At 51.9% G+C, this 24,026-nt stretch carries 28 protein-coding genes and 1 tRNA gene; 17 read left to right on the forward strand and 12 right to left on the reverse strand.

The features are described from left to right. Positions 1-18: 18 nt before the first annotated feature. The 3 genes from AArcSt2_RS07560 to AArcSt2_RS07570 form a co-directional block, all read right to left on the reverse strand. Positions 19-195, reverse strand: coding sequence for a hypothetical protein (locus AArcSt2_RS07560; protein ID WP_174652257.1), 177 nt, complete (start codon positions 193-195; stop codon positions 19-21). 2 nt (positions 196-197) lie between these two features. Further along, entirely contained in the window at positions 198-1,256 is a 1,059-nt protein-coding gene (locus tag AArcSt2_RS07565; RefSeq protein WP_174652258.1) for an aldo/keto reductase, read from the reverse strand. Positions 1,257-1,327: 71 nt separating this feature from the next. Further along, on the reverse strand, positions 1,328-1,756 hold the full coding sequence (locus tag AArcSt2_RS07570; protein WP_250583654.1) for a CBS domain-containing protein: 429 nt from the start codon (positions 1,754-1,756) through the stop codon (positions 1,328-1,330). A 110-nt stretch (positions 1,757-1,866) separates the two neighbouring features. Here AArcSt2_RS07570 and AArcSt2_RS07575 point away from each other — a divergent pair, with 110 nt between their 5' ends. Beyond that, positions 1,867-4,008 carry a GH32 C-terminal domain-containing protein gene (locus AArcSt2_RS07575; protein ID WP_250583656.1) on the forward strand — a complete coding sequence of 714 codons (2,142 nt, stop codon included), beginning with the start codon at positions 1,867-1,869 and terminating at the stop codon, positions 4,006-4,008. On the opposite strand, the gene AArcSt2_RS07580 is transcribed toward AArcSt2_RS07575, so the two are convergent. Beyond that, complete coding sequence (locus AArcSt2_RS07580) at positions 3,996-5,309, reverse strand: glycoside hydrolase family 68 protein (RefSeq protein ID WP_250583658.1); 1,314 nt, start codon at positions 5,307-5,309, stop codon at positions 3,996-3,998. The two genes, AArcSt2_RS07575 and AArcSt2_RS07580, sit on opposite strands and share 13 nt — an antisense overlap. Before the next feature lie 128 nt (positions 5,310-5,437). Here AArcSt2_RS07580 and AArcSt2_RS07585 point away from each other — a divergent pair, with 128 nt between their 5' ends. From AArcSt2_RS07585 to AArcSt2_RS07610, 6 genes are all read left to right on the forward strand, one after another. Continuing rightward, a complete protein-coding gene (locus AArcSt2_RS07585) occupies positions 5,438-6,346 on the forward strand; it encodes an acyltransferase (protein WP_250583660.1) in 909 nt (302 codons plus the stop codon). A gap of 62 nt (positions 6,347-6,408) precedes the next feature. Next, positions 6,409-7,020 carry a (d)CMP kinase gene (cmk, locus tag AArcSt2_RS07590; RefSeq protein WP_250583662.1) on the forward strand — a complete coding sequence of 204 codons (612 nt, stop codon included), beginning with the start codon at positions 6,409-6,411 and terminating at the stop codon, positions 7,018-7,020. A 38-nt stretch (positions 7,021-7,058) separates the two neighbouring features. Continuing rightward, the gene (locus AArcSt2_RS07595; protein WP_174652264.1) at positions 7,059-7,814 is read left to right on the forward strand and encodes an Nmad3 family putative nucleotide modification protein; all 756 of its coding nucleotides are present in this window, start codon (positions 7,059-7,061) and stop codon (positions 7,812-7,814) included. 73 nt (positions 7,815-7,887) lie between these two features. Next, positions 7,888-8,247, forward strand: coding sequence for a response regulator (locus tag AArcSt2_RS07600; RefSeq protein WP_174652265.1), 360 nt, complete (start codon positions 7,888-7,890; stop codon positions 8,245-8,247). Positions 8,248-8,250: 3 nt separating this feature from the next. Further along, a complete protein-coding gene (locus tag AArcSt2_RS07605) occupies positions 8,251-8,478 on the forward strand; it encodes a hypothetical protein (protein ID WP_250583664.1) in 228 nt (75 codons plus the stop codon). 89 nt (positions 8,479-8,567) lie between these two features. Next, the gene (locus AArcSt2_RS07610) at positions 8,568-9,401 is read left to right on the forward strand and encodes an NAD+ synthase (RefSeq protein WP_250583666.1); all 834 of its coding nucleotides are present in this window, start codon (positions 8,568-8,570) and stop codon (positions 9,399-9,401) included. Positions 9,402-9,424: 23 nt separating this feature from the next. On the opposite strand, the gene AArcSt2_RS07615 is transcribed toward AArcSt2_RS07610, so the two are convergent. After that, on the reverse strand, positions 9,425-10,117 hold the full coding sequence (locus tag AArcSt2_RS07615) for an enoyl-CoA hydratase/isomerase family protein (RefSeq protein WP_250583668.1): 693 nt from the start codon (positions 10,115-10,117) through the stop codon (positions 9,425-9,427). Positions 10,118-10,176: 59 nt separating this feature from the next. Here AArcSt2_RS07615 and AArcSt2_RS07620 point away from each other — a divergent pair, with 59 nt between their 5' ends. From AArcSt2_RS07620 to AArcSt2_RS07630, 3 genes are all read left to right on the forward strand, one after another. Continuing rightward, the gene (locus tag AArcSt2_RS07620) at positions 10,177-10,842 is read left to right on the forward strand and encodes a DUF7114 family protein (RefSeq protein WP_250583670.1); all 666 of its coding nucleotides are present in this window, start codon (positions 10,177-10,179) and stop codon (positions 10,840-10,842) included. Between the two features lie 114 nt (positions 10,843-10,956). Further along, positions 10,957-11,028 (forward strand) — tRNA-Thr (locus AArcSt2_RS07625). Between the two features lie 261 nt (positions 11,029-11,289). Further along, positions 11,290-11,643, forward strand: a complete 354-nt coding sequence (locus AArcSt2_RS07630) for a hypothetical protein (protein WP_250583672.1) — start codon at positions 11,290-11,292, stop codon at positions 11,641-11,643. Between the two features lie 190 nt (positions 11,644-11,833). On the opposite strand, the gene AArcSt2_RS07635 is transcribed toward AArcSt2_RS07630, so the two are convergent. The 4 genes from AArcSt2_RS07635 to AArcSt2_RS07650 form a co-directional block, all read right to left on the reverse strand. After that, on the reverse strand, positions 11,834-12,577 hold the full coding sequence (locus tag AArcSt2_RS07635; RefSeq protein WP_250583674.1) for a hypothetical protein: 744 nt from the start codon (positions 12,575-12,577) through the stop codon (positions 11,834-11,836). 482 nt (positions 12,578-13,059) lie between these two features. Beyond that, a complete protein-coding gene (locus tag AArcSt2_RS07640) occupies positions 13,060-14,211 on the reverse strand; it encodes a type I restriction enzyme HsdR N-terminal domain-containing protein (protein WP_250583677.1) in 1,152 nt (383 codons plus the stop codon). 167 nt (positions 14,212-14,378) lie between these two features. Beyond that, positions 14,379-14,633, reverse strand: coding sequence for an AbrB/MazE/SpoVT family DNA-binding domain-containing protein (locus tag AArcSt2_RS16705; protein ID WP_302928537.1), 255 nt, complete (start codon positions 14,631-14,633; stop codon positions 14,379-14,381). Between the two features lie 220 nt (positions 14,634-14,853). Next, positions 14,854-15,735, reverse strand: coding sequence for a DUF6159 family protein (locus AArcSt2_RS07650; protein ID WP_250583681.1), 882 nt, complete (start codon positions 15,733-15,735; stop codon positions 14,854-14,856). Between the two features lie 94 nt (positions 15,736-15,829). On the opposite strand from AArcSt2_RS07650, the gene AArcSt2_RS07655 reads away from it, so the two are divergent. The 7 genes from AArcSt2_RS07655 to AArcSt2_RS07685 all read left to right on the forward strand — a co-directional run bounded on the left by AArcSt2_RS07655 (position 15,830) and on the right by AArcSt2_RS07685 (position 22,176). Continuing rightward, the gene (locus AArcSt2_RS07655; protein ID WP_250583683.1) at positions 15,830-17,173 is read left to right on the forward strand and encodes a metallophosphoesterase; all 1,344 of its coding nucleotides are present in this window, start codon (positions 15,830-15,832) and stop codon (positions 17,171-17,173) included. Positions 17,174-17,306: 133 nt separating this feature from the next. Next, positions 17,307-18,905, forward strand: a complete 1,599-nt coding sequence (locus AArcSt2_RS07660; protein WP_250583685.1) for an HTTM domain-containing protein — start codon at positions 17,307-17,309, stop codon at positions 18,903-18,905. A 56-nt stretch (positions 18,906-18,961) separates the two neighbouring features. After that, positions 18,962-19,378 (forward strand): thiol-disulfide oxidoreductase DCC family protein, encoded by a 417-nt coding sequence (locus AArcSt2_RS07665; RefSeq protein ID WP_174652277.1) that lies wholly within the window; start codon positions 18,962-18,964, stop codon positions 19,376-19,378. 62 nt (positions 19,379-19,440) lie between these two features. Beyond that, positions 19,441-19,683 (forward strand): DUF7120 family protein, encoded by a 243-nt coding sequence (locus tag AArcSt2_RS07670; protein WP_174652278.1) that lies wholly within the window; start codon positions 19,441-19,443, stop codon positions 19,681-19,683. 180 nt (positions 19,684-19,863) lie between these two features. Then, entirely contained in the window at positions 19,864-20,685 is an 822-nt protein-coding gene (locus AArcSt2_RS07675) for a hypothetical protein (protein WP_250583686.1), read from the forward strand. Positions 20,686-20,735: 50 nt separating this feature from the next. Further along, entirely contained in the window at positions 20,736-21,395 is a 660-nt protein-coding gene (locus tag AArcSt2_RS07680) for a potassium channel family protein (protein ID WP_174652280.1), read from the forward strand. 172 nt (positions 21,396-21,567) lie between these two features. Next, the gene (locus AArcSt2_RS07685; protein ID WP_250583688.1) at positions 21,568-22,176 is read left to right on the forward strand and encodes a DUF7384 family protein; all 609 of its coding nucleotides are present in this window, start codon (positions 21,568-21,570) and stop codon (positions 22,174-22,176) included. Positions 22,177-22,275: 99 nt separating this feature from the next. Here AArcSt2_RS07685 and AArcSt2_RS07690 read toward each other — a convergent pair whose 3' ends face one another. From AArcSt2_RS07690 to AArcSt2_RS07700, 3 genes are all read right to left on the reverse strand, one after another. Continuing rightward, positions 22,276-22,905: a non-canonical purine NTP pyrophosphatase gene (locus AArcSt2_RS07690; RefSeq protein WP_250583690.1), complete on the reverse strand. Its 630-nt coding sequence runs from the start codon at positions 22,903-22,905 to the stop codon at positions 22,276-22,278. 56 nt (positions 22,906-22,961) lie between these two features. Next, the gene (locus AArcSt2_RS07695) at positions 22,962-23,246 is read right to left on the reverse strand and encodes a DUF5808 domain-containing protein (RefSeq protein ID WP_174652282.1); all 285 of its coding nucleotides are present in this window, start codon (positions 23,244-23,246) and stop codon (positions 22,962-22,964) included. Positions 23,247-23,314: 68 nt separating this feature from the next. Next, positions 23,315-24,013, reverse strand: coding sequence for an SDR family NAD(P)-dependent oxidoreductase (locus AArcSt2_RS07700; RefSeq protein WP_250583692.1), 699 nt, complete (start codon positions 24,011-24,013; stop codon positions 23,315-23,317). Positions 24,014-24,026 lie beyond the last annotated feature (13 nt).

The raw sequence follows: 24,026 nt of genomic DNA on the forward strand, positions 1-24,026 counted from the left end.
ATCTCAGCGCTGTTCGGCCTACCGATTGTCGCCAGCGAGTACGTAGCCGATAACGCCGACAATCCCAAATAACAGCGTCAACAGCGGCCAGCGACCCGCATCACGGCCTGTTGATCGGGCATGAAGCACAATCCCTGACGCAAACGTCAGGTGTGCGGCCAGTGTGACACCAATGAACGTTGAAAGTTCAACCACGGTTAGTCGCTCGTTACTTTGTGACTGAGGCCTGCAGAAACGAGGTCATCACCCTCCACAGATGAGCGGAGCTCGTCCATGCCGTCGAAGCGATCGATACCGAAATTATCTGCATACAGCTCGTTGACACGCTCGACTTCATCGTCAGAAAGCGGTGGGACGTCCGACGCTGCTGCCCATTCAGTGATGTCGTCTTTCGTTCGGAACGTTGGGGTGACGCTCGCAACTGGATCGTAGCTCAAGAGATAGGCGATCGATGCCTGACTCATCGTCCGCTCGCCATTCCGTTCGAGGAAGCGGATCGTCTCGAGTTTCTCCCAGCCGGTTTCGTACCATGCATCCGGACGGAAACCGCGGTGATCGCCGGATTCAAGTTCTGTCTCCGGACGAACCTGCTCGTTGAGCAATCCAGATGAGTGTGGCACACGAGCAATGAGACTTGTTGATGAATCTGTTTCGTCGATCGTCTCCAAGAAGTGATTGCCAACATCCTGCTCAAAAAGGTTCCAGACAAGCTGTAGCGAATCAAACTCCTCAGTGATCGCCATATCACCTTCTGCAAGCCAGCCGATCGATGGACCGAGCGCCCAACCCTTTGATCGAATTAACCCCTCCTCTTCAAGTTCGTCAAAGACCTCAAGAATGTCTTTGTCAACTTCGTCAACGTTTGCGTTGTGCAGTTGGAGCAGGTCAACGTAGTCTGCATCAAGTCGTTCAAGGCTTTTTTCGGTTGCTTCGCGGACGTACTCAGGAGAGAGTGCTTTTGGGAGCTCGCCATGACCAGCCTGTGGGTTGTTGTAGAAATCGTAGCCGATCTTTGTTGCGAGTGTGACTTCCTCTCGGTGCTCTGCAAGCGCTTTGCCGAGGACGGTTTCGGAGTTGCCGTGACCGTAGACATCACCTGTGTCGAAGTAGGTGATACCTTGGTCAATCGCATGGTGGACCATCTCGATCGCGTCTTTCTCGGAGCGATCGCCCCACCAGTCGGTTCCGACAACCCATGCGCCGAATCCAACTTCACTCACCATTACGCCGGAGTCGCCAAGTTCCCGGTACTGCATGCACGGAACTACGTAATCAGGACACTTAGCGGGCGTGGTTCGTTCTCATGGGTCGGGAATACCGGCGAGCACTATCGATCGGATTCCCAACGACTGCGATGTTGGTCAAGGCTGACCGCATGTTTGAGGAGCGTCTCGTGATTTCGAATGATATCCGTGATCGTGATGATACCAACAAGATCCATTCCGTCGACAACAGCGAGCTTTTTGAGTGATTCACCCTGCATTTTGCTGACGGCTGCGCGAACGGTCGCAGTTGGACGCGTTGTACGCAACGGGTGACTCATGATTTTTCGAACGGGAATCTTCGCAAACGGTCGATTCGTGACTGCTCCAGCTTTCAACGCATCGGTTTCGGTAATGATTCCGACTGGATTGCCCTGATGGGTGACGATCGCACTCCCGACACCGTGCTGTAACATCGTCTTTGCAGCACTCCGAAGATCGGCGTCCGAGTTGACTGTGACAACGTCGGTACTCATCGCCTCACGAACAAGCATACGAGAGCCTACAGAAACATACTATTTGGAGATACTGGCCGTGTCTAAATATTTACTACAGCTGTAGCAACTAATAACGTTTAATTTCATTAGCGATAGAGATTCTGAGAATGGAATCGCTTCCGGTCCGGGTAGGGTGTCTGTATGCGGGCGATCGTACCGACGAACAGATCGCTGCACACGAGTGGTGTCGCGCGCACACTCAGGCTGCAACACCGCTTTCGATGGAAACAATCGTCGATCAGGATCTCTCGGCGTACGATCTGCTCTGGTGGCATCGAGACGAGCCAGTTGAAGCGTCGGTCGCTTCGGCTGCGTCGGCAGGTGCTGACACGCTTCGGTCCTATATTGAAAATGGGGGCGGTATGCTGCTTTCGTTGCAAGCACTGGCTGCAGTTACGTCGGTTGGGATTGATCCGATCGAGCCTGACGTGACTGGATACGAGCAGATCGATCATCCGACAGGATTTGCCCCGAAGGCCGTCCACAGCGAGCACCCGATTTTTGAAGGGTTTATTGATTGGTTTTATACGCTCCCCGATCGGGAGCATCATCCAGTTGCACGGTATGAGTCGATCGTCCCCGCACACGGACAGATCCTTGGCTCTGCAATCCACGCAAGCGACCTCCTCCCGGGACACAAAGAGATTATTTCATGGTCGATCGGCGACGGCTCGGTCTACGGTGTTGGCGCACGGATCGAGTTTGCAGATGTGACCGCAGGTGGCTATCGTATTGAACGCGACCAGTTTGTTCGGAATCTCCTCACAACGCTTGGTGGAGAGAGGCGACCGGCACTGACCGATCGACCGGTAACCGAGACAGAGTTAACACGACTCCGATCGGCGCTTGAAAATGATCATCAACGGCCATCGTATCACCTTACCCCGCCTGCAAATTGGATCAACGACCCGAATGGAATTATCCATTATAATGGAGAGTATCACGTCTTCTACCAGTACAATCCGGCAGGCCCATTTCATGGCACGATCCATTGGGGGCATGCACGCAGTGAGGATCTCTGTACATGGACGGATGAGCCGGTTGCACTCAGCCCGGACCCAGATGGACCCGATCGGGATGGCTGCTGGTCGGGCTGTGCAGTGATTGACACGGATGGGACGCCGACGATTATCTACACGGGTGGGCGCGGAAGCGAACAGCTGCCATGTTTGGCAACAGCGACGGATGAGACCCTTAATTCATGGGAGAAAGATCCCGAGAATCCGATTATTTCGTCGGTGCCAACTGAGCCAGAGATCCTTGGGACTGCGGATTGGAGTGCAGAGTTCCGCGATCACAATGTCTGGCGAGAGGATGGCTGGTGGTATCACCTGATTGGCGCAGGGCTACAAGATGGCGGTGGTGTTGTACTCTTGTATCGTGGAGAGACGCTTTCGGAATGGGAGTATGTCGGTCCACTGCTGAGCGGTGATTACGAGGTCCCACACACCGTCTGGGAATGTCCGGAGTACCTCGATCTCGGCGAGAAAGACCTGCTCCACATCTCGAACTATCGCGATGTTCGCTACGTTGTTGGTGAGATTGATCTCACAGCACCAGCGTTCACCGTTGAAAATGAAGGGCTGTTGGATTATGGATCGTTCTACGCACCACAATCAACCACCACGCCTGATGAACGGGTGTTGATGTGGGGCTGGATCAAAGAGAACCGGCCGGTCGAAGCACAGTGGAATGCTGGCTGGTCCGGCGCGCTATCCATTCCACGAGAACTGTCGATCGGCTCGGATGGAGACCTTATTCAACGTCCAGCCAGAGAGATCGCAGACCTTCGAGAGGAGTTGCTCGTTGCGCGGACAGACACGCTCGAAGCGGGCGATCGACAGCAGTTACCGCTTACAGGAAACGCATATGAGATTGGCTTGACGCTCTCTCGATCGGACTCCGAGAGCGTGTTCGAACTCGGCTGTTTTGAGTCACCGGCCCTCTCAGAACAGACACGTATTCGGTGGCGTGATGACGACGTGGTTGTCGATCGATCCAATGCAACACACGATCCAGCGCCGGAGACGGATGCGGTTCGGCTACCAGTTGACCAGAATGATGAACTCTCGCTTCGCATCTTTATTGATGGCTCAATTCTGACGGTTTTTGCGAACGATCGACAGTGTCTCACTACTCGTGTGTATCCAACCCGATCGGATGCAGATGGTGTCTCGGTTGCTGTGCGTGAGGGTACCATGTCGATCGAAGCGAGTGCGTGGACGCTTGCAAGCAGTTACGACAGATAGCCGTCACGGCGATCGCGGTCACGTCCACTAAACGGAGATTCCGGAAGCGGTTCGGTTGGCAGCGGCAGATGGCCGTGTGCTAAGACGCCAGTGATTTTGGTGGCGTATTCATCGACGGCGAGTCGAATGGTTGGCGCTGGGGCGCCACCGAAGCGTCGCATCTGCTCGGATTCGGAGAGGAGCGCAACGTCATCGAGGCTCGGCCGATCAAAATCGAAGTAGTTGAAAAATGAGTTCACAAGCAGCTCATCGCCGTGATCGTACACCAACCACGAGTACGACTGGAACGGCGCATTCTCGGGATTGGTTAGCACAAGCCCACTCTCATTGAGCGGCTCATACGGGCCGAAAAGCGAGTCGGACGCAAAGCCATAGAGCGCGTCGTATCCCGCTATTCCAGGTGCGAATGTGTGCATATGGCTGGAGATGAATAGGTAGTACGTACCGTCTTTAACGACGATGTGTGGCCGCTCCAGTTCTTGGTTCACACACACAGCATCAAGGAGTGGGTCATGGAGTTCAAACTCGGTTGGGTCACCGCTTGGTGAGTGTGCAATGCCGACACTGCCGTTGAATTGCTGTGCCTCTGTGTCATCATCACAGTGTGGTGACCCTTCTGGAACCGGTGTATTCGCTTCAAAAAGGAGGTACGTCTCGCCCGCATCTTCGAAGAACCACGGATCGCGGAAGGTGTAGATCATCCCACGGGATTGGGCTTGCGTTTCATAACGATCGCCGTCCGGCTCAAGCATGATTGTGTGTGTCCACGGACCGGTGATCTCCAAGCGCTCATCACTTGTGTCGATCGTTCCGCCATAGCCGACGGCCAGTCGTTGGGTGTATGTGAGCTCATCCTCTCCGCGCTCGCCGGACGCGGTGTAGTACGCATACACGGTGCCGTTGTCATACAGTGCTGAGCCAGCCCACTGTCGTGAGCCAAACGGCTGTTCACCCTCGATCGAACCGCTTGCATCCGCAAATATCTCGCCACCGGTTTCCCAGTTGCGCCCGTCACTAGAGTAGAAATATCGGATGGTGGCGACGTCATGACGTTTCCCCGGAAGGAGATCAGATGACGATGTGAGCGCGAGAATCACCCGGTAGCCGTCGATCTCTGCGATCGAGCCGTCTCGAGTACGGAGAAACCACGTATCCCAGAGGTGAAGATCAGGGTCGATCGATTCTTCAGGTGGATAAATAATCGGAGACACAGTGTTGTCGCTCCGTGACAGTCCGTCTGTAGCTGCCCGTGTCCATGCCGATGGGCGTGTTACGGTTTGCCCGGGTGGAGTCTCTGTCATGAAAGACAGTCACGAGCGGACGAACTTAGCTGTCTCCTTTATACTCGAAGTTGAGTAACAATTTTGATGGTTTGGTGGATCGGGTGCACATCCGAACCAATTTGTGGCATGGTGTCGAAAGAAGGACAATGACCAAGCGACACGTGTCACTCCCCGATAGCGCTGAGTCGGGAGTCCGGGGCTTTATTGAATCGGTCGACGAACGGCTCTCCTCGGATGAAGACACTTGTGAGGTTGTCAAAGACGTCTTGATTGACTTATTTGGCGATCGTGACGCGTACGAACGGTGGGAGGCCGGAGAAGACGTTTCGCCAGCGACGCAGGTTCGGCTCCAAGGCTACGATCCGTGTAACGCAACGTTGGAATCGGAGTACTACGCCGAAAAAGATGAAGAGAAATTCACCCGATCGAAGCACCTTCAGTGGCTCTGGCGGCAGTTTGACGCCACCCCCATGGCAGACAACGTCGAGTTTGCGCTCCGGTTCCGACAGATGCTTGCCAATCATCTGTTTGCGTCCTGTGGTGAGAACTGCCGATTTTTCAAGGGTGTGACCTTCACCTACGGACACAACATTACGATCGGTGACAATGTGGTTGTCCATGACGAGGTGCATCTCGACGATCGAGGGACGCTGACGATTGGCGATCGGGTCTCAATTTCGGATGGCGCACATATCTACAGCCACGACCACGATGTTGTTGATCAAACTGCAGTGCGGAACTTCCGCACAACGATCGAAGATGATGCACGTGTGACGTTCGATTCAATGATTCGGGCCGGCTGTGTGGTTGGTGAAAACTCAATTGTTGGCGCACGAGCAGCCGTTCAGGGTGACGTTCCAGCGCACCACATTGTGGTGGGGATGCCTGCACAGAGTGTGAAAGTGAAGCCGGGATGGGAGGATGTTGCAGAGCCGATCGGCGATGGCAAACTCACCAACCGACAGCACGAGCGAGAGATCGAATATGAGATCCCGGAGGATCTTGACGTATTTGATGAGTTCCAGCGTGACCTACAGCCACCAACGTCCAAGTAACATACAAAACGTCGAGAGTCGATCGACACGCTGAAAATACTTCAGTACGAGACCGCTTGTAGATGCCAGAGACAGACGCAACTGAGAAAATCGACAGCAACCTCTTTATTACCGTTTCCGGGCCACCAGGCTGTGGTGCGACCACAGTCTGCTCACAGCTTGCAGATGCACTTGGCTGCCCATACGTTTCCGGTGGGGATATCTTCCGCGAGCTCGCAGAGGATCGCAGACTCACGCTCAATCAGCTCACGGCGGAGGCAGAAACCTCCGGCGAGATCGATCGGGCGCTGGATGAACGGCTCCAGATGATAGCCGAAAAGTGGGGAATGTCGAGCAAACCATTTATTCTCGAATCGCGGCTCGCTGGCTGGTTAGCGGGCGATCGTGCCGATCTTCGAATCTGGCTGGATGCCCCAGAGGAGGTTCGAGTCGGACGAATTGAAGACCGAATTGAGACAGAAGCGGAGATGCGTGTTCGTGAGGTCAGCGAAGCGGGTCGCTATGAAAAATACTACAATATCAACATTGGCGATCGAGAGTTCTACGATCTGCATCTAAACACCGCTCGTTGGAGCAAACAGGGCGTGTTTACGATTATCCGTGCCGCGATCGAATCATACGACCCAACGGATGATGAAGGCGCGTTTGAGACGCCGATCGTCGAGACACAGTAGGTCGTACATCTTTTTGACTGGGCGGTCGAACACCGGGTATGGCCCGAAGCCTCGCAATCAACGTCGCCGCAAATACCAACATCCCTGGCTTTCGTGGCCCGATCTATCCGGATGGATCGTTTGTTTATCTGCCGATCCCTGAACGAGAGCCGATCGCAGAGTTAGTGTCTGTCCCAACATATGGGGAGCTTATCGATCACCTTGATCCGCTTCCGTTTGCCGTATCTGCGGAGGTTCGTGAACAACACGTCCATCTTGATCCGGAGTTTGCAGGCTACCCGTTCTGTGAGACCTACACCTACGGCGACGAACATGGGGTAAAAGCAGGGCCAATTTCGGAGTTGGAGCCCGGCGACTGGTTATATTTTTATGCAACGCTCACACGACACGAGCCACCAGCGTCAGTGTCGATCGGGACACCACAGCCGTGGGTCACCGAAGAGTGGGGAACATACATTATCGGTGCCTTTCACATCGAATCGATCCTCTCGGATCCGCTCAACGATCCGGTGCTTGAGACGACGTCGCATCCGTATCTGAACAATGCACACCTGAAACGCGATCCGATCGACCCAGAGGTGTTAGTCCTCGGAACCGAGCAGTCAGCGCTGTTCGATCGGGCAATCCCGCTCAGTAGCCCGGATGCTGGTGCGACCGCAAACAAGATCGTGACAGATCTGTCAAATGATTCCGGAAAGGGTCCATGGTGGCGACGACGGCTGTGGTTTGATCCAGACGCAAGCGAAACGTTGCGATCGATCGTCGAGAATCGGTCGGTTGAACCGTGGCTCTGAGCGCGATTGTGTGAAGTCACTTTTATTTAGTTGCTCGGCTACTGACCGATAACGATCGATCTCTATCATTACTATGACCAAACGGGTACTCATTGTCGACGATTCAGCACTGCAACGAAGCATTATCAAAGAGGTTCTCAAAGACGAGTTTGAGATTGTTGGCGAAGCCGAAAATGGCAAAGAGGCCGTGAAAAAATATCTCCAAACAAAGCCGGATCTTATTACGATGGATATCATGATGCCGGAACTTAACGGGATTGAGGCAACAGCAAAAATCAAAGAGCAGTCCCCAGAGACGGTGATTGTGATGTGTACGAGTGTCGGCCAAGACGAAAAGATGCGTGAGGCAGTGACGGCTGGTGCAGATGGGTATGTACTGAAACCACTGGACGAGGAGGAACTGTTTGAAACCGTCACAAACGCCGTCTCATAACCAATGAGTCGAAACCGGAGCGATCGGTACCGAACGGTTGGCCGGATGCTGCTTTTGAGTTCACTTGCGATCGCGGCGGTCGCACTGTACTATTGGGCGATCTACTGGACTGGAGAGAGAACAGTGGATGAGCTCACACAGGCGTACCTCTACACGTTCTTTGTCGGGGTGATTGTCGCAATTGGTGTTGGGAGTATTCGACTTGCTAATAAGGGCAGCCAGGATAAATGAACGGAAGTTATTGAGAGAGATTGTGGATAATCGTCCACAAATATCGCCAAGGGAATGGGTATTAGTCCTCTGGTGGCAAACAAGAATGTATGAGTGCTGATAGCGTTTTGCTGAGCGATGACACACCGTTTGATCTCCGACTGTCCGAATCCGAATTAGAAAAGACTCGAACACATCTTGTTACGTTTATTCAACAGATCGTTTCAGATGCCGAAGCAGACGGCGCAACGCTCGGCATTTCTGGCGGTATTGATTCAACAACAACCGCACATCTCGCAGTTGAGGCGCTTGGGAAAGACGGCCTGCACGGTCTAGTAATGCCAAGCGAAGTAAACAACCCAGATGTAATGAGCGATGCAGAACGGGTTGCAGAGTCGCTCGGCATCGAGTATGATGTGATCGAGATTCAACCGATCGCAGAGCAGTTTTTTGACGCATACCCGGACGCTGCAGCGTCGCAGATGGCGGCTGGAAACGTCTATGTCCGAACCCGTGCGGTGTTGAACTATTTTGTTGCAAATCACGAAAATCGGATTGTGCTTGGGACCGGAAACCGATCGGAGGCAATGACAGGGTACTTCACAAAGTATGGCGATCAGGCTGTGGACTGTAATCCGATCGGCGGACTATACAAACAGCAAGTGAGACAGCTGGCAGCCCATATTGGGGTCCCACATGACCTTGTGATGCAGACACCGACCGCAGGCATGTGGGTTGATCAGACCGATGAGGAGGAGATGGGGCTGGATTACGATACGCTTGATGCGATTTTGGCGCTCCATATTGATGGACCCCTCTCAACGCATGCAACAATTAAGGCACTGAATGTTACTGCCGAGCAGGTCGAACGCGTTGAGTCGCTTGTTGCCGCAAGCGAACACAAACGATCGATGCCGCCAGCACCCGAACCGCTCAGTTTGTAACGGAAATAGAGAGACAGAGGGGCTTACGATCGATCGGCTGCAATCTCCGGTGCATATTTGTTGACAAGCTGTTCGAATGCTGCTGCTTCTGCGTTCGCTTGTGTTGCTGTTGGCCCGTGATCTCGAAGCCGCGTTTTGAGTACCGAAAGCGCATCTGATTTGTTTTCGGCGATCGATGCGGCGACGGTCTCTGGCGTGTCAGTGAGACGTGAGACAAGCCCAATACGAAGTGCTTCATCGGCGTCGATCGTCCGACCAGAGAGCGCAAAATCAAGCGCATCACCCTCACCGAGAATCCGTGGCAGTCGGACTGTGCCACCCCATGCACCGAACAGGCCGAATTTGACACCCGGCTCAGCAAAGGTTGCGGTTGGTGTCCCGATTCGAATATCACAAGCAAGTGCCAGCTCGACACCGCCACCACGTGCAGGCCCGTCAATACCCGCGATAACAACGGACTCCGCCTGCTCAATTGTGTTCGCGACTCGTTGTCCATGCTCAGCGAAGGCGTGTGGATCTGTTAGTTTTGAGACGACGTCAAGATCTGCACCTGCACAAAACGCAGAGCCAGCACCACGGAGATAGATTACTGGCTCCTGTGCATCGTCAATTGCGGCTTTCAGTTGGGTAAGTCCGGCTGGTGTGAGCGCGTTTCGGCGGTCGGGTCGATCGATCGTCACAATTCGATAGCCATCTGCCCGTTGTGAGCGAATCATACACGAGAGAAGCAGGCGTTTGCAAAGGTCTTTGGCGTTGCCGATCAAATCTGTAGGTAATGGACGACGCTGTTCGAACACGGGCCGCAGCACAGGAGGCGCTCTCCGACATTGAGCCTCCACGGCTGCAGTCAGTGCTCGAAAACCGCCTTACTGATGCGTCGATGACACCGGGTGCGTTGACGCTTGCAAGTGCTCGTGCGGCGGCACCGACGACCACTGTTGAGGGGTTGTCGGAACGTGCTGCCGGCGTACAACTCATCTACGAGGGGCTTCGCCTCACACGAACGCTTGCCCATGAGGAGCCATGGAATCCTGATGGAACTGATGAAGAGAATCTTGACGCAGACCTCGCGATCTTAGCCGCAGACGTGCTCGTTTCTCGTGGGTTCTATCTGTTGGCTCGCACTGAAGCTGCTTCGATGGCTGTTGAGACGGTCCGATCGTTCGGTCGCGATCAGACGCTTCGATCGGAGCCAAATGCCGATGTGAACGCGCTTGACGGGAATCTCGAAGTTGATGTGTTCCGACTGGCTGCCTATGCCGGCGCCACAGCGGTTGGGGGAGAGCCACCCGAGGAGTTACTCTCGTTCGTTTCGGAGTTAGCCCGCGGCTATGATGGTGTGTCGCTCCCGCCTGCCGCAGAGACGATCGACACCGAAACAAGTGACGAGCTTGCACTCCTGTCCTCGAATGGTGTTGCTCGATCGCCTGCCGATAGTTAATTCGGAGGTGGTGCTCTGTGGTATCGATCGTGCGAGCAGCTGGCATGCAAATCGATCGATGGCGTCGGGAAATCGAAACCCATAAAGACACAAGCGCCAAACGGAAAGTTGCCTGCCTGGGTAGCTTAGCGGTAAAGCGCGTCCTTGGTAAGGACGAGAGCCCGGGTTCAAATCCCGGCCTAGGCTTCATTATTTTTGGGTGTTGTCTAACGTTGATCGGCAGTACTGGACGTATTCTGGTATGTATACGATGGTAAGATGGGTACGTTGCAGAAGCCAGAAAACTCACGACGGAACTGAGACCCTCAGATAGTGATCGGTTTGGAAAATTGTGCTGAAAACAGATCGTGTAGTCAGCATACTGGCGACATTATGTTTGAGATCGTGTACGACTGAGAGCGAACATGGGGCAGATAATTAAGTCCAGATATGTGTATCATTTTATAAATGTATCTTACAACGCTGCTGTTGTGTGGGGTTCTTACTGCATTCCTTTTTTCTGCCGTTATATATTTTGACGCGGCAAGACGCGAAGTTCCAGCCGCTACTCGTCTCTTTGGGATCGTATTTGTTGCGGTCACTAGTCTCGGAGCGTTTCTTATGCCGTATCTGTTCACGGCCGAACTTTCGTATCTCTATTTTCAGATCATCAAAGAGACTGCCATTACTGTTCATCCACGCGAGTTCATGATTGTCAGCATTACTGCTGGAGTCATCCTTAGCGCGTTGGCAGCACTCATATACGTAACTTCGAGCCGAGTCTGGTACGCAGGTATGCAAACTGATGTAGAAACGCAGTGATATCACACCCGTTGTGATATGGCCCGATCGGACACAACCCACAAAGACGTTTCAAAACACTCCTACCACTCTTGTACGCAAGGGTGTTGCCGGGTGCTGCTGCTCAGGAAGCCACCGCCACCAAATCAGTACGGTGACGATCGATCGCGGCGAGCGTGTTTAGCGTGCGTTTCTGTCGGTGATCACACCGCTACCGACACCAGCTCATCACAACGTCTGTGATCGGCCGTGAGGGAGAGTTGGAGGACTCTGCATCGAGCTTCGAGACCGCAGCCGCCGAAAAGATGAGTCGCTTAGTTCCGCGGCGTTTCACGATTCGGACGCCTTCTTTCCCGAACTCGTCTAAGAAATTCATGACACGGGTGACGGTTTGGGTGTGTGGCGTCTGCCCTTCCTTTGCGTTCAGGACAGTGCGGATCGTCCGTGAGTCGATCGCAAAGCCAGCCGGGACCTTCTGTGCATACTCAGCGATATCTTTGGCAATGAACTGTGCCCGCTGTTGATTCGCGGTGAGTTTCGAGACGGCTTTTGACGGGAGTCGAACGAGTTGCTGCAGCGGCGATCGGTTCGTGTCTGGGTCCTCTTCGCTACTGGAGGGCGTCTGCTCGGATTCCAGCGTGTGAAGCCGCTGTTGGAGGTGCTTTCGGTGGTCGGTTGCGGCGTCAAGATCGGCTTCAAGGTCGTCGATCTTTGCTTCGTTTTCAGAAACCAGCTGTTCGTACTGTTCGAGTTCGTCTTCTCGCTGTTTGAGCTGCTCTTTTTGGATTTCGACACGCTCTTCGAGAGCGTCACTTTCCTCTTCTCGCTGTTTGAGCTGCTCTTTTTGGATTTCGACACGCTCTTCGAGAGCGTCATTTTCCTGTTCAAGCGCACTAATCCGCTCTTCGAGGTCATCAATCCGATCGACCAGCTCTTCGATCAGCGACAGATTCATTGTGTACCCTCCGTGAAAAACAGCGGTTGCGTGGCGAGACCTTTTTGCGTGGGTGGTGAAACTAGAGACATGCGGTTGGTTTCCTTTGACCGCACCGGATCCGTGTGCTATCACGGGTCCTTTTAGAAAGACCAAGTGATCCGGTGAGTCGTTAGTGTGAGTAGGTCGGTGCAGTTACTTGAATCTGTTTGCTTGGAGAGCGGTTGGGCTGTGAGTATTGCAGGTGTGCCGATCGGCGATTATGAACCTCCCAATGATTCGTTGTAGAATAAGGCTAACCAGGCCAATACCATCAATATCCAAGGACATAGACCCGCGGAATACACACTATTTTTCTCCTGAAGAGATCTCCTCAACAAATGTGGGTTCAATTGAGAGCAACACGTCCATGAACTACGGATGTGTAAGTATTATTTGAACTCCAGACCAGCAGATATATTCTATGTGATGCCACAATATACTGGTTTACGACACAAACCAACTTACCAGTCACCAAGGAACTCAATTTCCATGTCGATATTATCCACGAGGTCGCGTAGATTATTCTGTTTTCCAGACGTACTAAGTGCAGTGTGCAGATAGTGGCCATCCACAAGTTCATATGCCCCTCGCATTTCGTCCCCATTTGGATGAAGCGGCTCTGTATTGATCAAACAGTTCTTCCGAGCATTGGACGGAAAGTATGGAATTTCAATCTGCTCAGTCAGCGCATACTTGGTTATTAAATAGTCCACTGCGGCAGTCATATTCATATTCTGTTTTGTATGTGGCTCAGATTCCGAATCAGGAACCACCGCTCCATCAGAAAACCGGATGACGTATCCTTCGAACCCGGTGTTGATCGTGTGAGAATCACCATCGTAAGATGCGGGAAGATTCCCCACTGAATCAGTACTATCCTCGTCGTAAGATTGGGAAACCAGGATCGGTGACTCGGATGACGGTGTGGTATGACTCACAAACCGCCGTTGATCATGTAGTAGTGTCACAAGATTTTGGACGAACTCGCGAGATTGCTGTGTCAGATCGATTGGGAGGTCTCCAACTGTTGATTCTATCGAAGCAACGATCGACTCCGTGAGTTGGTCTTCATTCGTTTTAACATCCTGAATCGCTTGGTTTGTGCGCCCAATCTGCTCTGCAACCTCGTCAGATTTCCCAGAGTGGATCGACTCCTTCGAGAGCAACGAAAGAAAGCTTGGGTCGATACGAAGATCATCCAAGTTGAATGTCAGCACAGACATCTCTTTGACACCGTTTTGATGACGATCTTTTGTAAGAACTTCAAATGACTCGCCATTTGTAAGAATTCCCCAATCGACAGCAAGCTCTTGTCGCATATAGCTCCGGAGTTGTCGCAGTTCGGTATCGGTGAGCGTTGCATGGATCGGTTTTGCTTCGACAAACACGACTGGTGAGTCACCGAGCATAAGCGCATAATCAACACGGGTATTTCCAGACGCCATTGGAACGGTGTACTCTAATACGACTTCAGACGAGTACAGGTCCCACCCCAACAATTCAAGAAACGGTTGAATGAGTTTGACTTTTGTATTCTCCTCATCCATTTGTGGATTCGACTCGATGATTTGATAGCTTTGATTTATATATGCATCAATATCATGTTCATCCATTGATTAATTATTTCGACTAGTAGTGGTTAAAAATAGCTCTAAAATGCGCGGAGAATCGAGTCGAGATGTCCACCATTCGTGATGAACATACCCTAATGGTTGGTTCTAGAGGTTCCAGTACTACCAATCGATTAAACAAGCAATAACTGAATACAACAGTGACCGTGCTATACTGGTGAGTCCATCTTCCACTTGATCGGATCGATGGGTTCTGCATCCGATCGCTTCGTCTCCTCGGTAATACACCCACGCAGTGATGTCAGCGATTGGGCTGTATCCCCATTCAGATCGTGCTGGATAACAATCCGATCATCTTCTATGGTCATCAGAACCGACGCACCAGGTTCGATCGCTAATTGCTCACAAATTGATTTCGGGATCCTCACCCGCCCACTTTGGTCTATTCTTTGTTTGAATCTCATATTATTATTACAGTAAGGAGACAATTAATCATTCATTTAACAAATTCTCACTTGGACCGTGGTCGGCATCATCAGACAATTATGCATTCAATATATATGATATGAAGATCGCGAAGGTTCTTACGCACTCGGTTTCACAGACAGCGATCGTCACCGGGCAGACGCTGGACGACAACGATCGGATACAGTCACACAGCGTACAAAAGTATTCAAGAAGTTCTTATTTCGTTCCAGGCGTTGCAGACCGATCGGTACGACCACCGAGCGTCTCGAAGTCAAAGTTCTCGAACTGTGAGGGAGCAACACCTTCGGTTGCGTACACGTAGAGGGCGGTCTTTGCAATGCCCCAGATCGTCTGGCTGATGAGGTAGGTAAACACCATTGCCAGTGCAACGAGCACGATCGTCAACAACACACCCAACCCAGCAGAGAGGACGAGCAGTGGGATCGAGATGGCGACGGCTGAAATAACGAGAATAACACCGATTCCGAGCACGATTGCGGTGATTCCGAATCCAGCACCGAGCGTCTCACCCCATGTATCCCGGAACGTCTCACCGCTGCGTTTGAACATCGAGGTGGCCGTTACATCCTCAAACACCAACACAGGGACGATGAAGAACGTCATAATCGACCAGCCAATGGCAAAGATCGATCGCATGATTGACGCAACCGGGGTATCTGAGTTCTCAAGCATCCGGAAGAGAATACTCACCGTTGCAGAGATGAGCGACCAGACGACGATCGGGCCGATATGAGGGTTAATCGCAGTCATGCTCTCGCGGATCTGTGGCTCCCGGCCGTGAAACACCTCATTGGAGGCATGCACAAGTGCGGCCGAAAAATACGTGCTGAAGAAGGTAGTGACGAAGTAGAGCCCAAACAGCACAATGTACTCCAATCCACCACCGATCACGTCTGCAATCACCATCGGGAGGAAGAACAATACCAAAAAGAAGATGCTCGAAAGTCCCGCCAACAGCGGAAACACGAGGAGTTTAGGGTGATCACGAATCACCGAGAGGCTGTCTTTTGTGAGCGTCCAGCCGGTTTTCAACCGACTAAAAAACCCAAATCCATTTGATTTCGTACTGGTTGCCATACCGGTGGGTCTCAGGTGACGTATTTATATATGGTGGCTCAATATCGGGCAAAGTGACTAATCATTAGTATCTCCACTCCCACGTTTTGACACAATGACAGCCGATGATCGCGTCTACTATGTCATCAGCGATCTGCATATCGGTGGCGATGAGCAGCTTGAAGATGTCGAGTTCTTAGACGAACTTCTTGAGTTTCTCAAGACGCTCGAACAAACGGAGGAGAACGCAGAGCTCATAATTAACGGCGATGCATTTGGGCTCTGGGAGTTTACAACCGTTGACGGGCTTGAAAAGTTCGATGTCTTAGAGGATACATATCCGGAGCTGTTCGAGCAGTTCAAACACACCGGCGAAAACATCGATATTACGCTCCTTCCAGGAAATCACGATCACGAACTTGCCGCATATCAGGAGTATGTCGATCGGTTTGCACAGTACAATGTTGACCTCGTTCAGGATGAGTCGATCAAACGGCCGATCGGCGAGCATGCAATCCATTTCGAACACGGCCATCAACAAGATGCAAATAACCGTATCGACGATTGGGGGAGTCCACATGCAACGCCGCTTGGCTACTTTTATAATACGCTCGTAACGAGTCGAGCAGGCCAGCTTTCCGATCGTGGCCGATACAATTGGCTCAAAGATGTCCAAGCGGTCACGCCAACCGAACGGATGCCTGTCTGGTTGCTCTCAAAATACTTCTACCGGGAGATGAATCCGCTGCTTCGGTATTCAATCGTCCCGTTTTTGTTGTTGTTCAATATCAGTGCGATTTTGGCGGTGCTTGCAGGACTCGATCTGCTTGGGATCTGGTCGGCACCGGTAACACAAGGAACCGAGTTTCTTGGACAGTTTGGACGTGCCGGAACGGCCGCGTGGTTCTTCCTTGCAATTAATGTTGCAGTGACTGGGCTGTTATTGCTTGTTGGGGTGCCATTGTACTTCATCCGGAGAGATATCCGAAAAACGATTACACGATTTGGAATCTTCGAGACGGAGCTGACCGTCGATCCAGAAACGCCGTATAAGAGTGCAGCAGAGCAGATTTTTAAAGATGATCCGGAAACCGCCATCTTCTGTTATGGACATACACACCGCCCATCGGTACAGTCAGTCAACGGTGGATTACTAGTCAACACCGGGACGTGGCTCAAGCGCCTCCACCGTCGGGATGGCATTATTGGCATTCTGCCGCCAGTGTTTCATCCGTCGTATCAGCTTGCAGCAGTAAAGATTGAATCGACAGCCGATGGCGGAATCGGAGTCGAGTACGAAGAGATGAAAAAACCAAGTCCAGCCGGTGAAGAGCTCACTCGGACGGAGCGCTTCTTTACTGTTGGTAGAGAGCCAGTTCCGGACTTACCCGATCGGACAGTGATCAATCCAGAACAAGCGGAGCAGTCACAATCAACAGCACCACAACTCGAACAGTAGCCGAGTGAGACACTACACGGAAAACATATACGACAGCAATGGTGATGTATCAAAAGATATCCATGCGTACACGTCCTGCACCCTCCAGACAGGATCGGTTAGCGATCGGAATTACCCGATTCCATGATGGTCAGTGACGACCACGACAGCACAGCTTACACAGCATGCAAAGACGATCGGGAACCGGATGCAACAAAATGTCCGTGATACAATCCGCATCGATACGCGATCGCTTGCAATCTTTCGAATTCTGTTAGGACTGCTTGTTGTCGCGGATATACTCCTTCGGTCCCGGAACTTCTGGTACTTCTACTCTGGAGAGGGGGTCGTTCCACAATCACTTGCGCTTGATGCAGGCCGCGAAAACGCCTTTTCGTTCTACTTTTTTGTTGATGATCCAACGCTTATTGCAGGGCTATTCGTCCTCCAAGTGCTGTTTGCAATACAGCTGATATTTGGGTATAAAACACGTATTGCGACGATTATTTCGTTTCTTTTTGTTGTCTCACTTGACCATCACAATCCGTTCGTCACGAGCTATGCGGATATTCTGTTCCGGCTGTTGTTCTTTTGGGCGATCTTTTTGCCGCTTGGTGAGCGGTGGTCGATCGATGCAGTCCATCGCGATCGATCGCCTCGATCTTCATTTGCAGGGATTGCAGCGCTCTTTGCAATGGGGCAGATGGTATGGATGTATCTGGTGAACTGGTTCCATAAATCGCAGGACTCCCTTTGGACCAGCGGTGAAGCAACACCGCTTATTATGGGACTCGACGACATGACATTCCTGCTTGCAGGGACCGTTCGTGAGTTCCCGACGCTGCTGGAATATGGTGGCTTGCTGTGGTACTACATGCTGTTGGTCTCTCCGCTTTTGATCCTGCTTGTTGGCCGCACACGCTACCCGCTTATATTGTTATTCTTCGGTGGACACGCCATGTTCGCGCTCACCGTACGCATTGGTGCGTTTGCATACGTTGCGTTTGCTGGGTTAGTACTGTTTTTGCAGCCACAGTTCTGGAGCGACACCGCTGCACTCAGTCGCCGCGTTGGAATGCGTACCGAACCGTTTGAGACCGTTCGAGATCGGTGTATCCAACTGGCAGAGCGGGTGCCAAAACGACAGCCACAGCATCCATCGCTTCCAGCTCTGAAACAGTACACCTACAGCGCCGCATTGGGCATTGTGATCGGATCGATCGTCATCTATACCGTGTTTACAGTTGTTCCAATGGGCGTCGTTGGTGAGCAGGTCTCTCCGGAAGATCGGATCGAGGAGAACGCTCGTGCACTCAGTATCGACCAACCGGAGTGGAGCGTCTTTGCGCCAACTCCACGAACCACCGATCGATACTACGTGTTTGCGGCAGAGACTGCGGATGGAGCGCTGATTGATGTGTACAATGATGGTCGCGAACTAACAAGCGAGCGGCCATACGACGAATTGCAGAACCAGTACGGAACCTATCGTGAACGCTTCTATATGAATAGCATCCGACGATCGGGGATGCAGGATCGAGACGACTCTGCAGCCGTATTAGCAGCCTATACGTGTGAACTGTGGGCCGAAGAACACGATACCGAGCTTACCCAGCTCACAATGTACACAATCACAGAATCGATCACACGAGAAACGATCAGCGACCCGGCAAACAGGGAGAGTCGAAGCTGGGTTATGTTTGAATACAGCTGCACTGATGAGCCACCGGAGCGGATTGCGCTTCCTGACTGATCGGGACACTCAGGCCCACCGGAATGCTGAATTATATCGAAACCGAACCTGTAGATATGACAGAGGAGAGTTCAGGCGAGGATGCAGTAGTACTGTTTGACGGCGTCTGCAACCTCTGTACGGGGTTCGTTCAGTATATAATTCCACGGGACCCTGACGGGATATTCAAATTTGCATCGTTGCAGTCTGAAGTTGGTGAAGCGCTCCTTGAAAAACATGGACTGGAAAATCATAATCTCGATTCTGTGGTGCTCATCGACGGCGATGATGTCTACATCAAATCGTCGGCGGTGTTAGAGATTGGTGCAATGCTTGGTGGGGTATATACGCTTGCACGACCACTCATGATTCTCCCACAACGGCTCCGAGATTGGGGCTATGATGTGGTCGCTGCAAACCGCTATCGAATCTTTGGAAAAAAAGATCAGTGTATGATGCCATCAGGAGATATTCAGTCACGATTTTTAGAGTAAGTACGGTATGGAACGGCTGTCGGAAACCCAGTGTTTACACTGTTGAAGTGCGAACGTGAGTTATGGCAACATTTGAGATTCCGATCTCCGATCGAATTGACAGCGAGATTGATAGACTCGTTCATCAGGGTGAGTTCCTCAATAGAGAACAAGCGATCGAAGAACTGCTTACAATGGGTGTGTCAACGTACAGTACCCCAAATGAGACGGAAGATGGACTCGACGATGGGCTTTTTTCACAAGTGACTGATGATCAACAGGATCCAGCACGACGAGACGATCTCAACGACGGCTACTCGTTCTAATCAGTAACGGCTTATTTCCGCTACTAGCTACACGACAGAAACTACTCATTACCGATAGACAGCGTCACTTCGGAGTGGAATCCACACTATGGCTACCGTTGGGAGTGGAAGGGATACATTTGTACAGTATAAGATAACAAACAGCAGCGTAACGAAAACCCATTCGGCCGTGTTAGATACATGGCTGGACAGAGTATCGGTGAGTCAACACAGACACAGTGGACAATACCAGCAGATGAGTCACTTCTCAGATATCTGGTTGTGGGAACGTTATTCGCAGTGTGTGTGTTATGTATTGAGCTACTCGTCTCTGGCGAGCCATTTACAACCGGAATCATAACCCAAGCTGGGGCAGATGTTTTTGGGACAGTCACTGTGCTGCTGATTGTCCTCCCGATTGGATCGCTCATGTTGATCGGTGCTGCTGCGACATTCGGTTTCGAGCGCTACCGACTCTACACACCGCTGCTTGGAAGTGGGCTACTCCTTGGAACCATCGCACTACTGATATCCAGTGCGGAAATTACTGCGGCTGCAATACTTGCGGCACCAATTTTTATGTTACCGGTTGGAGTTGGTGAATACTATTTCAGACACGCATTCATAGCGGAGCGATCGGCACTGATAATAAAAACAACAGGGATAGTGATACTCTATACGGGATATGTCTCTTGGAGTGTCTTGTGGCCACTGGTTGGAAGACAGACACCGTGGCTTTTGCAGCTTACTCCATACCGGTTTATAATAGCAATCTGGTTTCTGTTTGGGCTGTATCTAGCTATTATTGGTATTTCAACGCTCTTTGCGAGCAAGCTAGGCGTGTATATGCCGCTCTGTATTGGTTCGCTGTGGCTGCTTTTTGAGCTAACGTACTTACATGGACGAGTCGGTGCGGGAGATTTCGCATTTTTGTTGTATGTGTTCTGTGGGCCGCTTGTTGCAGTGGCTACTGTTGGAGCAGGGCTGGTTGAACATCAGATCTATACCAGATTCAGACAGTAGCCATGGATTTGAGGGGCATATTTTTCAGCCATTCAGTTGTACACAGTACCATGCGAATCATTGTCGTAGGATACGGCCGCGTTGGAGCCCGAACAGCGCGTGTACTTAATGAGGAAGGCCATCAGGTGGTTGTTGTCGAAAATAACTACTCGAAAGTTGAGCGTGCAGAGCAAAATGGCCTTACGGTTGTTGAAGGGGACGGAACGGACCCTGAGATCCTAAAAAAAGCAGGGCTCAACGAGGCAGACTCTATCGGTGGCATTACCGGCGATATAAAAACAAACTACGAAATCTGTTTGATCGGCAAAGAGCATGGCCTTCGTACGGTGTTACGGATCAGCGAGGATGTGAGCAAGGCAGAATATGAAACCTACACTGAGGTTGCTGATGAGATGATCTATCCGGAGCGGTTGGGTGCTGCAGGCGCAAAAACCGCACTCCTTGGTGGGAGCCTCAATGCAATCGGTGATCTTACCGAGACATTGCAGCTAACGGTTGTGACAATTCCGGAGGGGTCGCCTGTTGTCGGAGAGCATGTTAACGAACTCTCGCTACCCGAGACTGCACGGCTCTACGCACATGGTGGCTCACGCGAGCCGCTTACAATCCCGCTTCCGGGGACAATTCTAGAGGCAGGCGATCGGGTTGCACTGCTCATCGAACGTGAGGCCGCAGATACTGTAAGAACGATACTTCTCGGAGCGGAGTAAAAGAAGGTGGGACGGAGTGGAAAAGTAGGCGCGAAGTACGAGGACGGGAACTGAGGCCGTGTGACGCGCCTAAAATCAATAAGCGCTTGTGTGCTCTTAATACTACGTCAGACAGATGACATACAACCGGACGGACATATAGACTCTTTGTACTACTGAATAAATAGAACGTATGGACTGGGCCACGTTGTTTGCCGAAACCAAACAGACTGAGCTATCGGTTCCCGAAATATCTAGCCAACTCGAAGAGCTGAGAGAGAATCGAGATCGGCGCTCAACAGCGACTGCTGTTGATGAACCGGGTGATCCAAGCCCAGTTCGGATTGTCGTTGATGTAGATGTGCTCGTTGCAGACGTATTCAACGCATCATCACCTGCACGAACAGTAATGGACAAGCTATGGGAACACTCTTGGATCAAACTGGTTGGGAGCGATCAATTGCTTACGGAGACGACCTCGCTACTTTCGACAGTTAGCGACGAGTCGCTTGCAACAGCGTGGCGGTCACTGATCGAAGAGTGGCGAACACCGGTGACGCACCCAAATCAAGATCATCCGGCGCTTGGGTCGGCATACCGCGGAGGTGCAATGCACATTCTAAGCTATGACAAAACACTAACTGGCCCACGTACAGCAACCGCATTACAGGGCCGGTTTCCAGTGAGCATCCGAACACCGGACGCATTCAATGCGATCTTTTCACCATCGTCGTTGTATCAAGAGATTTCAGATACCAAATATGACGGCCCAGACAGGCTCCCACGGAAAAACCAATCCTGAGTGCTATTTCAGATCAATAGTAGCAACGTCCCATCATCTTCAACAAGCACAGAGCTTCAGACTTGTATGCCGTAGCAGTGCGAAGGGGTCAAATACAGATTATCGGGTTTCAAACCACTCTGCAAACTTTGCAAGCGCACGTCCACGATGTGAGAGTGCGTTCTTTTCTTCAGCGGTCATCTCCGCGAAGGTTGTTCCATCGTGCTCGAAAATTGGATCGTACCCAAATCCACCGCTGCCACGTGGCTCGACAATCGTTCCCGGAACCGCACCTGAAAACAGTTTGACAGGCAGTGGTTGTGATTCCTCTTCATCTGCAGTTGCGCCGGTAGCAGCTGCAGTAACTCGATCGTCTCTATCGATCGGATCCGGAGATGCCTTGAACGCCCCACCGTCACAGTACGCAAGGACACAGCGGAATGACGCCGATCGGTCTGCCAGCGGTTCAGAGAGGGTCCACACACGTTCGATGCCGATTGTATCCTCGACAAACGCAGAGTACGGCCCAGGGAACCCATCAAACTCATCAATAAAGAGTCCCGCATCGTCCACGATCACTGGCTCGCCGACCTGTCGGTACGCTTCCCGTGCACCGTATGCAGCGATCGGTTCAAGATCGTGACTCTGGATTTCAGTGTAATCAAAGTTGTATCCACTGACAGCGTCTTCGCCGAGGTATGCGCGTGCCTCACGGAGTTTGCCGTCGTTTGTCGTCACATAGTGCAGCATACACGTCTGTTTGGCGGGATAAAAAAAGAGTCGTCGATTAGCAGGGGGTCAAGAAGTTAGTCTTCGACAATGACTTCTACGGGTTCATCTTCGGCCTCTGCTTCTGCCTCTGCTGCGGATTTTGCGCTGCTTTGTTCTTGCCAGAGAAGCGCACCAACGACCGCAAGCACCGCCCACGATCGCCAGTTAGCAAGGTTGATTGTGTAGCCAATGCCGAACGGTTTCTTGACGAGCATCTTTTTGCCTGGTTGCCAGTATGCAGAGAGCATACGCCCAAGGCTTGGACGTTCAAAGTTGTACGGGATACCGAGGATTTCACCAGATTCTGGTTTGTCTGCCATACTACACTGTACGCCGTACCCCGTAATGAAAATTGGTGTCTTCTGTGACACCTCACAACGGCACGGAACTACCAGTCGATTTGCTCTCTATCCCGCCAAAACAGGCCACTCGGGGACTCTGCAGTGAAATGAGCAAGCCAAACAGGAGTATCTGCGCCCTCTTTTGGGCTTTTTGGTGCATCGGGAGAGCCAAGATCGGTTCGGACCCATCCTGGACAAGCCGAATTAGCGAGAACACCGTCTATCCGATATTCTTCGTGGAGATAGGCGGTGACTCCATTCAACCCTGTTTTTGAGACTCTGTATGCAGGATAGCGACCGCTCATTCCCTCACCCACTGCCCCCATTCCTGACGAAACGTTGGTGATCCGGCTACCCGCGCAAGTGCTCAACAGAGGAATCGCAGCGCGTGTCAAAAGCGTCGGTCCGCGGAGATTAACGGCGAACGTCTCATCAATTGTGTCGATCGCATTCATATGGAGTGGCTTGCGTGGCCCCGCAATTCCCGCATTGTTGACAAGGATATCTAGCACTCCGTCCATCTCTGTGATCCGTGTAATGGCCGCCTTGATCGTCTCCGTATCCGTCACATCAAGCTTGATTGGGAGTAGCTCCGAGTCGGAGAGATAAGATGGCGTTCGCGCACCAGCAAAGACAGTTGCGCCGCTTGCAGCCAGCCCGCGTGCAATCTCATAGCCAATGCCTCTCGTTGCACCGCTTACAAGCGCAACTTGACCGGAGAGGTCGTTGTGCAGTGAAACAGTCATAGATCTGATTCGC

Source organism: Natronocalculus amylovorans (assembly GCF_023638035.1).
GTDB classification, from domain to species: Archaea; Halobacteriota; Halobacteria; order Halobacteriales; family Haloferacaceae; genus Natronocalculus; species Natronocalculus amylovorans.

Excerpts from the sequence above, each read along its gene's own strand:
- AArcSt2_RS07565 (WP_174652258.1), bottom strand. The coding sequence starts at position 1,256 with ATGCAGTACCGGGAACTTGGCGACTCCGGCGTAATGGTGAGTGAAGTT.
- AArcSt2_RS07570 (WP_250583654.1), bottom strand. The coding sequence starts at position 1,756 with ATGCTTGTTCGTGAGGCGATGAGTACCGACGTTGTCACAGTCAACTCG.
- AArcSt2_RS07575 (WP_250583656.1), top strand. The coding sequence starts at position 1,867 with ATGGAATCGCTTCCGGTCCGGGTAGGGTGTCTGTATGCGGGCGATCGT.
- AArcSt2_RS07580 (WP_250583658.1), bottom strand. The coding sequence starts at position 5,309 with ATGACAGAGACTCCACCCGGGCAAACCGTAACACGCCCATCGGCATGG.
- AArcSt2_RS07585 (WP_250583660.1), top strand. The coding sequence starts at position 5,438 with ATGACCAAGCGACACGTGTCACTCCCCGATAGCGCTGAGTCGGGAGTC.
- cmk (WP_250583662.1), top strand. The coding sequence starts at position 6,409 with ATGCCAGAGACAGACGCAACTGAGAAAATCGACAGCAACCTCTTTATT.
- AArcSt2_RS07595 (WP_174652264.1), top strand. The coding sequence starts at position 7,059 with ATGGCCCGAAGCCTCGCAATCAACGTCGCCGCAAATACCAACATCCCT.
- AArcSt2_RS07600 (WP_174652265.1), top strand. The coding sequence starts at position 7,888 with ATGACCAAACGGGTACTCATTGTCGACGATTCAGCACTGCAACGAAGC.
- AArcSt2_RS07605 (WP_250583664.1), top strand. The coding sequence starts at position 8,251 with ATGAGTCGAAACCGGAGCGATCGGTACCGAACGGTTGGCCGGATGCTG.
- AArcSt2_RS07610 (WP_250583666.1), top strand. The coding sequence starts at position 8,568 with ATGAGTGCTGATAGCGTTTTGCTGAGCGATGACACACCGTTTGATCTC.
- AArcSt2_RS07615 (WP_250583668.1), bottom strand. The coding sequence starts at position 10,117 with ATGATTCGCTCACAACGGGCAGATGGCTATCGAATTGTGACGATCGAT.
- AArcSt2_RS07620 (WP_250583670.1), top strand. The coding sequence starts at position 10,177 with ATGGACGACGCTGTTCGAACACGGGCCGCAGCACAGGAGGCGCTCTCC.
- AArcSt2_RS07630 (WP_250583672.1), top strand. The coding sequence starts at position 11,290 with ATGTATCTTACAACGCTGCTGTTGTGTGGGGTTCTTACTGCATTCCTT.
- AArcSt2_RS07635 (WP_250583674.1), bottom strand. The coding sequence starts at position 12,577 with ATGAATCTGTCGCTGATCGAAGAGCTGGTCGATCGGATTGATGACCTC.
- AArcSt2_RS07640 (WP_250583677.1), bottom strand. The coding sequence starts at position 14,211 with ATGGATGAACATGATATTGATGCATATATAAATCAAAGCTATCAAATC.
- AArcSt2_RS16705 (WP_302928537.1), bottom strand. The coding sequence starts at position 14,633 with ATGAGATTCAAACAAAGAATAGACCAAAGTGGGCGGGTGAGGATCCCG.
- AArcSt2_RS07650 (WP_250583681.1), bottom strand. The coding sequence starts at position 15,735 with ATGGCAACCAGTACGAAATCAAATGGATTTGGGTTTTTTAGTCGGTTG.
- AArcSt2_RS07655 (WP_250583683.1), top strand. The coding sequence starts at position 15,830 with ATGACAGCCGATGATCGCGTCTACTATGTCATCAGCGATCTGCATATC.
- AArcSt2_RS07665 (WP_174652277.1), top strand. The coding sequence starts at position 18,962 with ATGACAGAGGAGAGTTCAGGCGAGGATGCAGTAGTACTGTTTGACGGC.
- AArcSt2_RS07670 (WP_174652278.1), top strand. The coding sequence starts at position 19,441 with ATGGCAACATTTGAGATTCCGATCTCCGATCGAATTGACAGCGAGATT.
- AArcSt2_RS07675 (WP_250583686.1), top strand. The coding sequence starts at position 19,864 with ATGGCTGGACAGAGTATCGGTGAGTCAACACAGACACAGTGGACAATA.
- AArcSt2_RS07680 (WP_174652280.1), top strand. The coding sequence starts at position 20,736 with ATGCGAATCATTGTCGTAGGATACGGCCGCGTTGGAGCCCGAACAGCG.
- AArcSt2_RS07685 (WP_250583688.1), top strand. The coding sequence starts at position 21,568 with ATGGACTGGGCCACGTTGTTTGCCGAAACCAAACAGACTGAGCTATCG.
- AArcSt2_RS07690 (WP_250583690.1), bottom strand. The coding sequence starts at position 22,905 with ATGCTGCACTATGTGACGACAAACGACGGCAAACTCCGTGAGGCACGC.
- AArcSt2_RS07695 (WP_174652282.1), bottom strand. The coding sequence starts at position 23,246 with ATGGCAGACAAACCAGAATCTGGTGAAATCCTCGGTATCCCGTACAAC.
- AArcSt2_RS07700 (WP_250583692.1), bottom strand. The coding sequence starts at position 24,013 with ATGACTGTTTCACTGCACAACGACCTCTCCGGTCAAGTTGCGCTTGTA.